Source organism: Acidovorax sp. BL-A-41-H1 (assembly GCF_051942715.1).
This window is the reverse complement of sequence record NZ_JBPVJQ010000010.1, coordinates 95,830-108,820: the sequence shown is the minus strand read 5'-3', so window position 1 is coordinate 108,820 and position 12,991 is coordinate 95,830. Positions and strand designations below refer to the sequence as shown.

Genomic DNA, 12,991 nt, shown 5'->3' with positions numbered 1-12,991 from the left:
GCAATTATCAGGGGCGTGGTCAGGGGGTGGGAGCGGCCGCTACGGCTTCAGCGGGTGCTTCGTTCACATCCACCGCGATGGCAATCGGGCCGGCCACGGTGTCGTCGTCTTCGTCCGCATCTTCCACCGGGCCGTCGTCGCTGCTGTCCGCCGGGTCGTCCAGGCGCTCAATCACGGTGCCGTGGATGTCGAGGGTGATCTCGTCCACTTCGCCCAGCTTCACCTTCAGGCGCGCGCCGCGCGGCAGGTTCTGCGCGCCCAGCACGGGGAAGACCAGCGGGATGTCGTCCGCCCGTACCAGGAAGCTGCCGCCCGGGCCTTCCTTGAAGACGGTGGCGTTCAGCTCAGTGATGCCGTTCTGCTCCACATATTTGAGCGTCCAGAAGCGCTCCATGCCGGCCTGGTAGCCGTTGTAGGCGCTGTAGGCGGCGTCAAAGCTGCTGATGATGGAGAACAGGTCGGCGTCCTTGGGCTTGAAGGGCGCGGCCAGCGCGGCGGTCTTGCCGTGGCGGGCGCAGGCAATGATCTGCCACTGGTTGACCAGGTCGGTGTAGCGGCGCAGGGGCGAGGTGGCCCACGAGTACGCCTTCACGCCGATGCCCGCATGCGGCAGCGCCTTGGTGCCCATGCGCACCTTCACGCCCGGCGCCATGCTGGCCTGGCTGCGGTAAATGCCGGGCACGCCCAGCTCCGCCATCCAGCTGCCCCAGGTGCTGTTGGCCACGATCATGGCCTCGGCCACGATCAGGTCGAGCGGCGCACCGCGCTGGCGCACGCTGATCTGCACTTGTTCATCGCCCGTGGGCTCGGCACCGTTGTTGCCGACCAGGCGGAAGTTGTAGTCCGGCCGGTTGAAGTTCTCGGGCTTGCCGCGAACGACTTCGCGGCGGGCCTTGAGGTCCTTGGCCAAACGGTGCAAAAACGATAGCTGTGGACGCAGGTCAGACAAGCGCTGGGGGTCGTTTTGGTGCTCAAACGCGGGGCTGGTGAGCCATTCTTCCGTCACCACGCTGTCGAGCTGGTCGTGGCGCAGGTTGGCGGCCACGTGCACGCGCTCGAGTTTGGTCTCGGAGCTCTTGAATTCCAGCGTGGCCTCGTCGATGGTGACGTACAGCGACACAGCCGGGTTGGCTCGGCCCTCGTCCAGCGTGTAGGTCTGCACCACATCGTCGGGCAGCATGGTGATCTTGTAGCCCGGCATGTAGACCGTGGACAGGCGCGCACGGCCGAGCTGGTCGATGGCGCTGCCGGGCTGGATGGCCAGGCCGGGTGCGGCGATGTGGATGCCCAGCACCACGGTGCCGGTGCCCAGGCCCTGGACCGAGAGCGCATCGTCGATTTCGGTGGTCTGCGAGTCGTCGATGGAGTAGGCCTGCGCGGGCGACAGCGGCAGCTCGTCGGCGATAGCGGGCGCCGTGACGGCCGGAAAGCCCGTGCCCTTGGGGAAGTTCTCGAACAGGAAGCGCTTCCAGTGGAACTGGTAGGCGGAGTCGATGGCACCCGCCTTTTGCAGCAGATCGAGCGGTGCGGTGTGCGTGGCACGGCTGGCCTCGACCACGGCCTTGTACTCGGGCGCATTCTTGTCGGGCTTGAACAGAATTTTGTAGAGCTGGTCGCGAATGGGCTGCGGGCATTCGCTCCGGCCCAGCTGGGCTGCCCATTCGTCGATCTGCGCCAGGATCGCCTTCTTCTTCTCGATGGCGGCCAGCGCCTGCTGCAGGATTTCGGCCGAGGCCTTCTTGAAACGGCCTTTGCCTGCGCGGCGGAAGTAGTGCGGCGCGTCGTACAGGCGGAACAGCGCACCGGCCTGCTGAGCCAGGGTGGCGTTCTCGGAGAAATAGTCGCGCGCCAGGTCGGCAAAGCCGAATTCGTCTTCCGGCGCGAATTCCCAGGCCAGGTCCAGCTCGATGGTCTCTGCCACAGCCTGGGCCTGGGCGATAAGCTCCGCCGGGGCGGGTTTTTCGAACTTCAGGAGGATGTGGGCGGCCTTGACCTTGACCCGTTTGCCCGAGTCCAGCTCCACTTGGGCGGAGGTATCGGCTTCGGACAGGATACGGCCGGCGAGAAATTTGCCGGCTTCTTCAAACAGTGCATGCATGGCAGGGATTGTCCCATGGGCGGCGCAGGGCGCCCGGATGCTGGGCGCGCAAGCCACCCCCTATGATGCGCACCACCTCGCCGGCATCGCACCAGCGCTGAACCCCTTCTGAGTGAGCCCCATGTTTTTTGACGCTGTTGCCGCACCGCTGTTTCTGGTGGCTTTGACGCTGCCATTTGTTTTTGGCTATACCCAGCCTCCCAGCTCCAACTTCTGGCCTGTGATGGCGTCCTGGTCCTGTGGCCTAGTCATGCTGTTGCTATGGTGGTGGCGAAGCAGGCGCGCCAGGGCGGGCGCTGAAGGTGGGGTGGAAGGGCGTGTATTCATTGCGACCCAACTCGCAGCAGGGCTGTTGCTGGCGGCGTTGCTGGGTAGCGTCATCGGGCTGGTGCAGTACTTTGCCGGGGACGTCGGGTTATCCCCCTGGGTGCAGGCCTCCACACCTGGTCAGGCGATTGGTAACTTGCGGCAGCGCAACCAGCAGGCGTCCTTGCTGAGCCTGGGGGTCTGGGCGCTGTTGTGGATATTGGCCCAGATCCAGGCGCGGTTGGACGCCGGTGGCAAGGCTGCTCAGGTGCAAGAGGTCTTGCTGGGCGGGGGAAGGCCTTGGCCTGCCTGGCTGGTGGGAATCCTCCTGGCTTGGGGGATGGCGTTGCTAGCCACGGGAAGTGCCGCGACAGCCTCGCGGACCGGTGCCTTGCAGTGGCTTGTTGTGCTAGGTTTGTTGATACTGTGGCGTGCCAGTTGTGGTCGCGTGGCCTTGGGGCTTTCGCTGGCCGGTGTCCTCCTGTATGTCGCTGCGGCCTGGTTGTTGCCCCGTCTGCTGCTGGAATGGACGGGCTTCACCATGGACGGCCTTTTCACACGAATTCTGGACGAAGAACAGGCTTGCACCAGCCGCCGAGCCCTGTGGGCAAATGTTCTGCATTTGATTGCCGAAAAACCATGGCTGGGCTGGGGATGGGGTGAACTAGACTACGCGCACTATGTCACCCTGTTCCCTGGCGTGCGGTTTTGTGTGTTGCTGGACAACGCCCACAACCTGCCTTTGCAACTGGCGGTAGAACTGGGGTTGCCGGTAGCTGTACTGGTGTGTGCCACGGTAGGCGTCTGGATGGTGCGTGCGAAGCCCTGGCGCGAGTCGGACCCGGTGCGCCAGCTCGCCTGGGGGGTTTTGGCCATCATTGGTGTGCACAGCTTGCTGGAGTTTCCCTTGTGGTACGGCCCCTTCCAGGTGGTCACCCTGCTGGCTGTGGCTTTGTTGTGGCAGGGCGCTCTGCCGCGCTGGTTAGTCGGGCCGGCCGCGCGGGTTGCTGTGGGCATGGCGGTGGCAGGTGCTGTGATGCTGGGCGGGATGGCGGCCAGGGACTACTATCGCGTCAGTCTGCTGTACCGGCCCGTGCCGCTGCGGCCCGCTGCCTATCAGGACGACACGGCGGCCAAGGTGTCCGACACCCTGTTTTTCTCGGATCAAGTGGATTTCGCGCTGCTGACCAATACCTCGCTCACCCGCGAGACAGCCCCGCAGATCAACCTGCTGGCGCGGGAGTTGTTGCATTTCTCGCCCGAACCCCGCGTCATCCAGGCGCTGATCGAGAGCGCCGTGCTGCTGGGCAAAGACGATGAGGCCGCGTTCCATATGAAGCGCTACCGCATTGCCTACCCGGCGGAGTACGAGCGCTGGAAAAGGCCGGGGGCGGCCAAGGCGTCGTCGGGGGTGTCAACAGCGCCCTGACGCGGTTCCACTGTGCCGCGGAGTTGGCTCAGGTCGGGGCTCAGGCCAGGTCCAGAAACTCCACCACCTGCGGCAGGTAGTCGGCAAAGTTGCCCAGCGCATGGTCCCCGCCCTCTTGCACAATCTGCCGCGCCTCGGGGTACCTCCCCGCCATCTCCCGCCAGTCGAGCACTTCGTCGCCTTTTGCAATGATGGCCAGCTCCGGACCCGCCGGGGGGCGGCCGCGCATGTCCAGGGCCTGTAGTTCGGCGATGTACTCGGGCAGAAAGTAGAAACGCTCTTCGGGGTTTTGCCAGGTGGTCTGTTCGCCGATGTAGCGGGCCAGGTCGCGGGCAGGGTCCACGGCGGGGTTCAGCATCACGCTGGGGCAGCCCGTGTGCTGGGCGACCCAGCTGGCATAGAACCCGCCCAGTGACGACCCCACCACCGCCATGGCCGCGTGCGGCCAGGTGGCAATGCCCTCTGCCACCAGCGCCATGGCCGCCTGTGGCGAGGGTGGCAACTGCGGGCACCAGAAGGTGACTGCCGGGTGGTGCTGGGCCACATACGAAGCCATCTGGCGGGCCTTGGCCGACAGGGGCGAGGAGCGGAAACCGTGCAGGTACAAAAGGTGCGTGGTGGCCATCAGGAGACAAAAAAAGCGAGAAAAACGCGGGGCAGGGGAATCACTGCTCCAGACCGGGCGGCGCAGGCATAAGATGGGGGTATCAAATCGTAACCACTGGGCGCCATGCAGCGCGGCGCCTTGATTCGCTCTCCGCACCATGCCCGATTTTGCCCCGCTCTCCACCACCCGACGTTGGGCGCTCGGATCAGGCGACAAGCCTCCCGCCACGCTGGGCCGGTTTGAGCTGAAAAAGCAGCTGGGCCGGGGTGCGCAGGCCACGGTGTGGCTGGCGGTGGACCCGCGCCTGCAGCGCGAGGTGGCCATCAAGCTCATGCGGCCCTTGCAGGACCAGGACCCTTCGGTGCTGGAGCAGTGGCTGCGTGAGGCGCGCCATGTGGGGCGCCTCGCCCATCCGAACATTGTGCCCGTGTTCGAGGCCGATGTGCAGGGCCTGCAGCCCTACATCGTGTTCGAATACGTGCCCGGCCGCACATTGGCGGAGCATCTGGCCCAGCAGGGGCGGTGCACGCCGCACGATGCGGTGGCGCTGATGGTGGATGTGCTCGACGGCCTGCAGGCCGCGCACCAGGCGGGCATCGTGCACCGCGACCTCAAGCCCTCCAACATCATGGTCGATGCCCAGCGCCATGCGCGGGTGATGGACTTTGGCATGGCGGCCCCCGTGCAGGCCGCGCCCGATGCGCAACTGGCCAGCGGCACACCGGCCTACATGGCCCCGGAGGCTGCCGCAGGCGCTGCCCCCACCCCGGCGATGGATGTGTACTCCGCCGCCCTGGTGCTGGTCGAGCTGCTCTCGGGCAAGCCGCTGATCCACCAGAAGGACACCTGGCAGGCGCTGTACCGCCTGGCGAACGAAGACCTGGCCCTGCCCGAAGACCTGGGGCCGGGCGTGGACGACGGCCTGCGCGCCATCCTGCAGCGTGGCATGGCGCGCGACCCGGGCCAGCGCTACGCCTCGGCGGCAGAGTTTCGTGACGCGCTGCGCGCCTGGGCCGCCCCGGCCAGTGCCCCCACAGCCGCGAGCAATGCCACGCTGGACTTCTTGCTGCGGCGCATGCGCCACAAAAGTGATTTCCCGGCGCTGTCGGATTCGGTGGCGCGCATCCAGCGCGTGGCCAACTCGGAAGACGACAGCATCAGCGACCTCACGCACGAGATCCTCAAGGACGTGGCGCTGACCAACAAGCTGCTGCGCCTGGTCAACAGCGTGCACTACGCCCATGCCAGCCGGGGCACCATCAGCACCGTGTCGCGTGCGGTGAGCCTGGTGGGTTTCAACGCGGTGCGCAACATGGCGCTGAGCCTGGTGCTGCTGGACCATATGCAGGACAAGCAGCATGCCAGCCAGATGCGCGAGGAGTTCCTGCGCGCGATGATGGCGGGCTCGGTGGCCGCCGAGCTGTGCGGGGCCAGCCAGGCGGCCGAGGAAGCCTTCATCGGCGCCATGTTCCAGAACCTGGGGCGCATGCTGTGCGAGTTCTACTTTCCGGAAGAGGCGCGCCAGGTGCGCAGCCTGGTGGCCTCGGGGCGCATGGAAGGGGGCGAGGAATCGGCCTCCCTGCAGGTGCTGGGGCTGGGGTTCGAGGACCTGGGCGTGGGGGTGGCGCGCGTCTGGGGTCTGCCAGAGAGCCTGCAGCGCTGCATGCGCAAGCCGCTGGGCTCACCCACACAGCGCGCGCCCGAACAGGGCGCGGAGCGCATGCGCTGGGCGGCCATGGCGGCCAACGAGGTGGCCAGCACGCTGCTGTTTGGCGATCCTGCCCAGATGGAGGCCCAACTGGGCCAGGTCGGTACCCGGTACGCCCGCCCCCTCGCCCTGTCGGCCGAGTCGATTGCCGAGGCCACTTTGCGTGCGCGCCACAAGCTGGTGGCACTGGCCGAGGCGCTGGATCTGCGGGTGGCGCCCGACACCCCTGCTGCCCGGCTGCTGCGGCTGCCGCAGCCTGCTGGTGCCCAGCCAGTGGTTGAGGATGCCCTGGGCTCCCACGAGTTGCGACCCAGCGAAACCCCGCCCCTGCCGGCCGTGCTCGAATCCCAGGCGGGCGGTGCGGTGTCGGTGGCGCAGGTCAACGAAGTGCTGGCGGCAGGCATCCAGGACATCACCAACGCCATGGTCGAGAGCTTCCAGCTCAACGATGTGCTGCGCATGATCCTGGAGACCATGTTCCGGGCGCTGGGGTTTCGGCGCATGGTGTTTTGCCTGCGCGACCCGAAGACGGAGGTGCTGACCGGCCGGTTTGGCCTGGGCGAGGGCAGCGAGGCCGCCGTGCGCGCCATGAAGGTGCCGCTGAAGGCACAGGGTGACCTGTTTGCTGCCGTGTGCCTGCGCGGCGCCGACACGCTGATCAACGACGCCACCGAGCCGCGCATGCAGGCGCGTTTGCCGCAGTGGTACCGCACGGGGCTCAATGCCCCCTCATTCCTGCTGCTGCCGCTGCAGATCAAAGGCCAGACCTTTGCCCTGATCTATGCCGACCAGACGGTGGCGGGCGGTATTGTGGTGGACGACAAGGCCCTGGGCCTGCTGCGCACCCTGCGCAACCAGGCGGTGATGGCCTTCCGGCAGGCGGGGTGACGGCGCAGGGGGCAGGTGCCACGTTGTCCTGGCCATCCGATAATCGGGGGATGGCCGTCGTATTTGAAAAGCCCACGCTGTCCCAGCGCCTTGTTCCCCTTTTCCGTGGGTTCGACCTTCCCCTCATTCTGGTGGTGGCCCTGCTGACCTGCGCGGGCCTGACAGCCATGTACTCCTCGGGCTTCGACCACGGCACCCGTTTTGCCGACCACGGGCGCAACATGCTGATTGCGGGCGCTATTCTTTTTGTAGTGTCTCAGGTACCGCCGCAAAAGATCATGGCCTGCGCCGTGCCGCTGTACGCAGCGGGCGTGGCGCTGCTGGTGGCGGTGGCGCTGTTCGGCATCACCAAGAAGGGGGCTACACGTTGGATCAACGTGGGCATCGTCATCCAGCCCAGTGAAATCCTCAAGATTGCGATGCCGCTGATGCTGGCCTGGTGGTTCCAGAAGCGCGAGGGCACCTTGCGCCCGCTGGATTTTGTGGCGGCGGGGCTGCTGCTGGTGGTGCCGGTGGGTCTGATCATGAAGCAGCCCGACCTGGGCACCTCGCTGCTGGTGCTGGCGGCGGGCCTGTCGGTGATCTTCTTTGCCGGCCTGTCCTGGAAGCTGGTGCTGCCGCCGGTACTCATTGGCGGCCTGGGCATTGCTGTCCTTGTGATCATGGGCGATGCGTGGTGCGCGGACGGGGTGCGCTGGCCCGTGCTGCACGATTATCAGCAGCAGCGCATCTGCACGCTGCTGGACCCCACCCGCGACCCGCTGGGCAAGGGCTTCCACATCATCCAGGGCATGATCGCCATCGGCTCGGGGGGCGTGTGGGGCAAGGGCTTCATGGCTGGCACGCAGACCCACCTGGAGTTCATCCCCGAGCGCACCACCGACTTCATCTTCGCCGCCTATTCCGAGGAGTTTGGCCTCGCAGGCAACCTGTTCCTGATCGTCTGTTTCCTGCTGCTCGTCTGGCGCGGCCTGGCGATTGCCGTGGGAGCCACCAGCCTGTTCGGGCGCCTGATGGCAGGGGCCGTGTCGATGATCTTCTTCACCTATGCCTTCGTGAACATGGGCATGGTCAGTGGCATTCTGCCCGTGGTGGGGGTGCCGCTGCCCTTCATCAGCTATGGCGGCACGGCCATGGTCACGCTGGGGCTGGCGCTGGGCATCCTGATGTCGGTGGCACGGGCGCAGAAGCAGGACACCAAGGACCCTCGGGCGGCGCTTTAGGGGCTGATTGCTATCCCCTGCGAGACTGCGGGCTTGCTCATGGCCGGGTCTGGCACAGGGGTTTGTGTGGCGTTGCGTGCGCCGGGCCTTCCGGTTACAAAGCGGCTGCCAACTGTGTTTTGGCAACCTCTGGAGGTACTCCCATGGCGTCGAAGTTCGAGCTGAAGAAGTCCAAGAACGACAAGTTTGTGTTCAACCTCCTGGCGGGCAACGGGCAGGTCATCCTGACCAGCGAGATGTACGACTCCAAGGCCAGCGCGCTCAACGGCATCGAGTCCGTCAAGAAGAATGCGCCCAACGACGGTCGCTATGGACGGCTCTGTGCCAAGGACGGCTCCCCCTACTTCACGCTCAAGGCGGCCAACGGCCAGGTGATCGGCCAAAGCCAGATGTACTCCGGCGAAAAGGCGCGCGACGCGGGCATCGAGTCCGTCCAGCAGAACGCCCCTGGCGCGCCAACCAGCGACCTGACAGCGGCAGGCTGAGGGGCTGAAGCCTGGGTGCGGGCGCTGCCGCCCGTGCCCTTGCGCCCGTGCGGGCATGGCCGGGCGCCTAAAATGCCCCGATGACTTTCCGCACCCCCACTGCCGCCCCCCAGCGCGCGGCAACCAGCCAGCGCATCGATGTTGCCCGTGAACTGCTGCTGACCCCCTTCGGCCTCGACGAAAGCCACCTGGCCCGAGCTCTGGCCGAGATCCGTGCCCACCAGGTGGACGATGCCGACCTGTACTTCCAGTACACGCGCAGCGAAGGCTGGAGCCTGGAGGAAGGCATCGTCAAGACGGGCTCCTTCAGCATCGACCAGGGCGTGGGTGTGCGTGCCGTGAGCGGCGAGAAGACGGCCTTTGCGTATTCCGACGACATCTCCGAGGCATCGCTGCTGGACGCGGCCCGCACTGTGCGATCTATTTCGGCCTCTGCGCGCGCAGGTAAAGCAAAGGTTGCTACTAAAAAAGTAGCGTTGAGCCGCAGCCTGTACCCGGGTGTGGACCCGATCGCTTCGCTGGACAGCACGGCCAAGGTCGCGCTGCTGGAGCGGCTGGAGCAACGCGCCCGCGCCAAGGACCCGCGCGTGGCCCAGGTCATGGCGGGCCTGGCCAGCGAGTACGACGTGGTGCTGGTGGCCCGTGCCGATGGCACCCTGGCAGCCGATGTGCGTCCGCTGGTGCGCCTGTCGGTCACGGTGATCGCCGAGCAGAACGGCCGCCGCGAGATGGGCTCGGCCGGCGGCGGCGGGCGTTTTGGCCTGGCCTATTTCGACGACGAGCAGATGGGCAAGTACGTGGATGAAGCCGTGAATGCCGCCCTGGTCAACCTCGAATCGCGCCCCGCGCCAGCGGGCGAGATGACGGTGGTGCTGGGTTCGGGCTGGCCCGGCATCCTGCTGCACGAGGCCGTGGGCCACGGGCTGGAGGGCGACTTCAACCGCAAGGGCTCCAGCGCCTTCAGCGGCCGCATCGGCCAGCGGGTGGCGGCCAAGGGTGTCACGGTGCTGGACGATGGCACCATCGCCGACCGCCGGGGCTCGCTCAATGTGGACGACGAGGGCCACGCCAGCCAGCGCAATGTGCTGATCGAGGACGGCATCCTCAAAGGTTACATTCAGGACAGCCTCAACGCGCGCCTGATGGGCGTGGCGCCCACCGGCAACGGCCGCCGCGAGAGCTATGCCCACATCCCCATGCCCCGCATGACCAACACCTACATGCTGGGTGGCGACAAGGACCCACAGGAAATCATCGCCAGCATCAAGAAGGGCCTGTACGCCAGCAACTTTGGTGGCGGCCAGGTGGACATCACCTCGGGCAAGTTTGTGTTCTCGGCCAGTGAGGCCTACTGGGTCGAGAACGGCAAGATCCAGTACCCCGTGAAGGGCGCCACCATCGTGGGCAGCGGCCCCGAGTCGCTCAAGAAGGTCACCATGATCGGCAACGACATGCGCCTGGACAGCGGCGTGGGCACCTGTGGCAAGGAAGGCCAGAGCGTGCCCGTGGGCGTGGGCCAACCCACGCTGCGCATCGAGGGGTTGACGGTGGGCGGGACGGCCTGAGATCTGGCGCGGGTGCGCCCATGTGTTGCGCGCTCCCACCACCTGCGTTTCGCAGAAGGTGCAAAGCGCTGCGCAGCTCTGCAGGCAGCGCAAAATGGGGATCACCATGCCTGCCACGCGTCCCAGCCAACTGCTGACACTCCAGTCGTTTGGGGACATCAGCCGTTTTTTGCGGGAAGGTGTAGCCGACGAAGACTCGCGCCAATTGCGCGACAGCCTGGGTGCGCTGTCCATGCAGATCGACGAAGCAGTTCGCGCCCGCCGCACCAGTACGGACACGACCGAGATCACGCGGCGCGTTGTGGCGCTGTCGCACTGCGCAAGAGAGCACCAGCTGTTCTTGACGGGCCTGGGCTCCGCCTGGCATGCGCTGTACGAGTTTGGTGCCTACCAGCGCGCGTTGCGCGACTTGCGCAATGCCATTGCCGACTGGCAGCAGATGCTGGAGCGCCGCAGCACCCGCGAAAGCGCGAGTTTTGACCACTTCGAGCTGCTGGCATGGCGCACGCTGGGCGAGGCGCTGTTGCTGGTGGATATGTACGAGCACCAGAGCGATCCTCTCAGCGACCTTCAGGAGGCGCCGCCGCGCAAGGTGTCAGCGCTGCAGCGCATGCAGGCTTGGTTGCGCCGCTTGCGAAGCTGAGGCACAAGCCTGGGCATTCGGTTTTAAATGGTGCAGGTTGTCGTGCAATCGCAACAGTCTGGGGTTGCTGCACTGCCGCACTCCTGTGCTACATTGGCTGCCATGCAAGTTCGCAGCGCGTTTTATTTTTGGTTTTTTATCTCGGTCCCCGGCGGATGAGAGGAAAACGCGCAAGCAAACACAACCTCCCCATACCAACCGCCGACGCTGCAAAGCCCGGCGGTTTTTGTTTTTCAGCCCTCCCGTTTTTCCATCCACTCCAACCGACTCCACGAGGAAGCAACCATGACGGTCTCCAACACCCCCACCAGCGATGCCTGGTACCGCAGCGTCGAGAAAACCAGCCAGACCGACGACGAACGTATCAAGGACATCACCGTGTTGCCTCCTCCCGAGCATCTGATCCGCTTCTTCCCCATCGGCGGTACGCCGGTGGAGACGCTGATCACCCAGACCCGCAAGAACATCCACAACATCATGGCTGGCAAGGACGACCGCCTGCTGGTCATCATCGGCCCCTGTTCCATTCATGATCCCGCTGCTGCGGTGGACTACGCACGCCGCCTGATGGCCGTGCGCACGCAGTACGCCGACACCCTTGAAATTGTGATGCGTGTGTATTTCGAGAAGCCACGCACCACCGTCGGCTGGAAGGGCCTCATCAACGACCCCTACCTGGACGAGAGCTACCGCATCGACGAGGGCCTGCGCATTGCGCGCCAGTTGCTGATCGAGATCAACCGCCTGGGCATGCCTGCAGGCAGCGAGTTCCTCGACGTGATCTCGCCCCAGTACATCGGCGACCTCATCAGCTGGGGCGCGATTGGTGCGCGCACCACCGAAAGCCAGGTGCACCGCGAGCTGGCCTCGGGCATCTCCGCGCCCATCGGCTTCAAGAATGGCACGGACGGCAACATCCGCATCGCCACCGACGCCATCCAGTCGGCCAGCCGGGGCCACCATTTCCTGTCGGTGCACAAGAACGGCCAGGTTGCCATCGTCAACACCAAGGGCAACAAGGACTGCCACGTGATCTTGCGCGGCGGCAAGACGCCCAACTACGACGCCGCCAGCGTGGCCGCTGCCTGCAAGGACCTCGAAGCCGCCAAGCTGCCCGCCACGCTGATGGTGGATTGCAGCCACGCCAACAGCAGCAAGCAGCACGAAAAGCAGCTTGAAGTGGCGCGTGACGTTGCGGCGCAATTGGCGGGTGGCTCGCGCAGCGTGTTTGGTCTCATGATCGAAAGCCACCTCACCGCCGGGGCCCAGAAGTTCACCCCAGGCAAGGACGATGCGAGCAAGCTGGAATACGGCAAAAGCATCACTGACGCCTGCCTGGGCTGGGATGATTCGCTGCAGGCGTTGGCAGAACTGTCTGACGCTGTGAAAGCGCGCCGCGCGCGTTGAGTGCCTGCGCAGCGACTGGCTCTAAACTGAGACCCCAGAAGACTGCATATCCCGTGCAGTTCCGGGCTTCCATGGGCCTCTTGGATGGGCCCTTGGAGCAAGTCCGCAGTTCAGAAGAAAGGTGAGTCACCATGCATAGCGAAGTGTCGGTCAAGCTGACCGGAGATCAAGAGTTCCGTTTTGACCTGGAGGGCGCAGAGCCCATGGGCCACGAGGCAGGGCGGCGCTGGCTCGATGAGCAATTCATCTCGCTGGACTGCGAACCACTGCGCGCCAGCGGCAAGGTGCTGCTGGCCGACAAGGTGCTTACCGTGGCCCGCGCCGCAGGGGCGCCGCTGATGCAAGACGCCGCCTGGTCGCGCGACTTTGCGCGCGCTGCCAGCGCTGCGCTGGCCAAGCCCATCGTGCGGGTGGATGTGCCAGGCATGGCAGTGACTTTCTGATTTTTTTGCCTGATGGGCAGTCTGCGGATGCATCGATGGCGTTCTCCCTGACGGTGCAGAAACTTGCATAGCCATTTGCTAACGAATTTTTTGGGCCATCGGATTTTTTACTGCAGGTACGGGTTTTCCCGTGCGCTGCACATTTACCGTTCGACGATTTCGTTTCCATGTGTTTCACTTTCAAAACAG

General features: G+C 65.4%; 10 protein-coding genes. 8 read left to right on the top strand and 2 right to left on the bottom strand.

Annotated features, from left to right (window positions below; all coding sequences use genetic code 11):
* Nucleotides 1–19: 19 nt before the first annotated feature.
* Nucleotides 20–2,098 (bottom strand): ribonuclease catalytic domain-containing protein, encoded by a 2,079-nt coding sequence (locus tag ACTPOI_RS23900; protein ID WP_440113643.1) that lies wholly within the window; start codon nt 2,096–2,098, stop codon nt 20–22.
* A gap of 121 nt (nt 2,099–2,219) precedes the next feature.
* Between ACTPOI_RS23900 and ACTPOI_RS23895 the strand changes: the two genes are divergently transcribed.
* The gene (locus ACTPOI_RS23895) at nt 2,220–3,833 is read left to right on the top strand and encodes a Wzy polymerase domain-containing protein (protein ID WP_094291517.1); all 1,614 of its coding nucleotides are present in this window, start codon (nt 2,220–2,222) and stop codon (nt 3,831–3,833) included.
* 40 nt (nt 3,834–3,873) lie between these two features.
* On the opposite strand, the gene ACTPOI_RS23890 is transcribed toward ACTPOI_RS23895, so the two are convergent.
* Nucleotides 3,874–4,458 carry a YqiA/YcfP family alpha/beta fold hydrolase gene (locus ACTPOI_RS23890; RefSeq protein ID WP_440113639.1) on the bottom strand — a complete coding sequence of 195 codons (585 nt, stop codon included), beginning with the start codon at nt 4,456–4,458 and terminating at the stop codon, nt 3,874–3,876.
* A 139-nt stretch (nt 4,459–4,597) separates the two neighbouring features.
* Here ACTPOI_RS23890 and ACTPOI_RS23885 point away from each other — a divergent pair, with 139 nt between their 5' ends.
* The 7 genes from ACTPOI_RS23885 (at nt 4,598) to ACTPOI_RS23855 (ending at nt 12,802) form a co-directional block, all read left to right on the top strand.
* Entirely contained in the window at nt 4,598–7,036 is a 2,439-nt protein-coding gene (locus ACTPOI_RS23885) for a protein kinase domain-containing protein (RefSeq protein WP_440113636.1), read from the top strand.
* A gap of 50 nt (nt 7,037–7,086) precedes the next feature.
* Nucleotides 7,087–8,259 (top strand): rod shape-determining protein RodA, encoded by a 1,173-nt coding sequence (rodA, locus tag ACTPOI_RS23880; protein WP_440113633.1) that lies wholly within the window; start codon nt 7,087–7,089, stop codon nt 8,257–8,259.
* 143 nt (nt 8,260–8,402) lie between these two features.
* A complete protein-coding gene (locus ACTPOI_RS23875) occupies nt 8,403–8,744 on the top strand; it encodes a YegP family protein (protein ID WP_094291513.1) in 342 nt (113 codons plus the stop codon).
* Nucleotides 8,745–8,824: 80 nt separating this feature from the next.
* On the top strand, nt 8,825–10,309 hold the full coding sequence (gene tldD, locus ACTPOI_RS23870; RefSeq protein ID WP_094291512.1) for a metalloprotease TldD: 1,485 nt from the start codon (nt 8,825–8,827) through the stop codon (nt 10,307–10,309).
* A gap of 106 nt (nt 10,310–10,415) precedes the next feature.
* Nucleotides 10,416–10,952, top strand: coding sequence for a hypothetical protein (locus ACTPOI_RS23865; protein WP_440113628.1), 537 nt, complete (start codon nt 10,416–10,418; stop codon nt 10,950–10,952).
* A 285-nt stretch (nt 10,953–11,237) separates the two neighbouring features.
* Nucleotides 11,238–12,359 carry a 3-deoxy-7-phosphoheptulonate synthase gene (locus tag ACTPOI_RS23860; RefSeq protein WP_252659940.1) on the top strand — a complete coding sequence of 374 codons (1,122 nt, stop codon included), beginning with the start codon at nt 11,238–11,240 and terminating at the stop codon, nt 12,357–12,359.
* Between the two features lie 131 nt (nt 12,360–12,490).
* Nucleotides 12,491–12,802: a hypothetical protein gene (locus ACTPOI_RS23855; RefSeq protein WP_094291510.1), complete on the top strand. Its 312-nt coding sequence runs from the start codon at nt 12,491–12,493 to the stop codon at nt 12,800–12,802.
* The last annotated feature ends 189 nt before the right edge of the window (nt 12,803–12,991 follow it).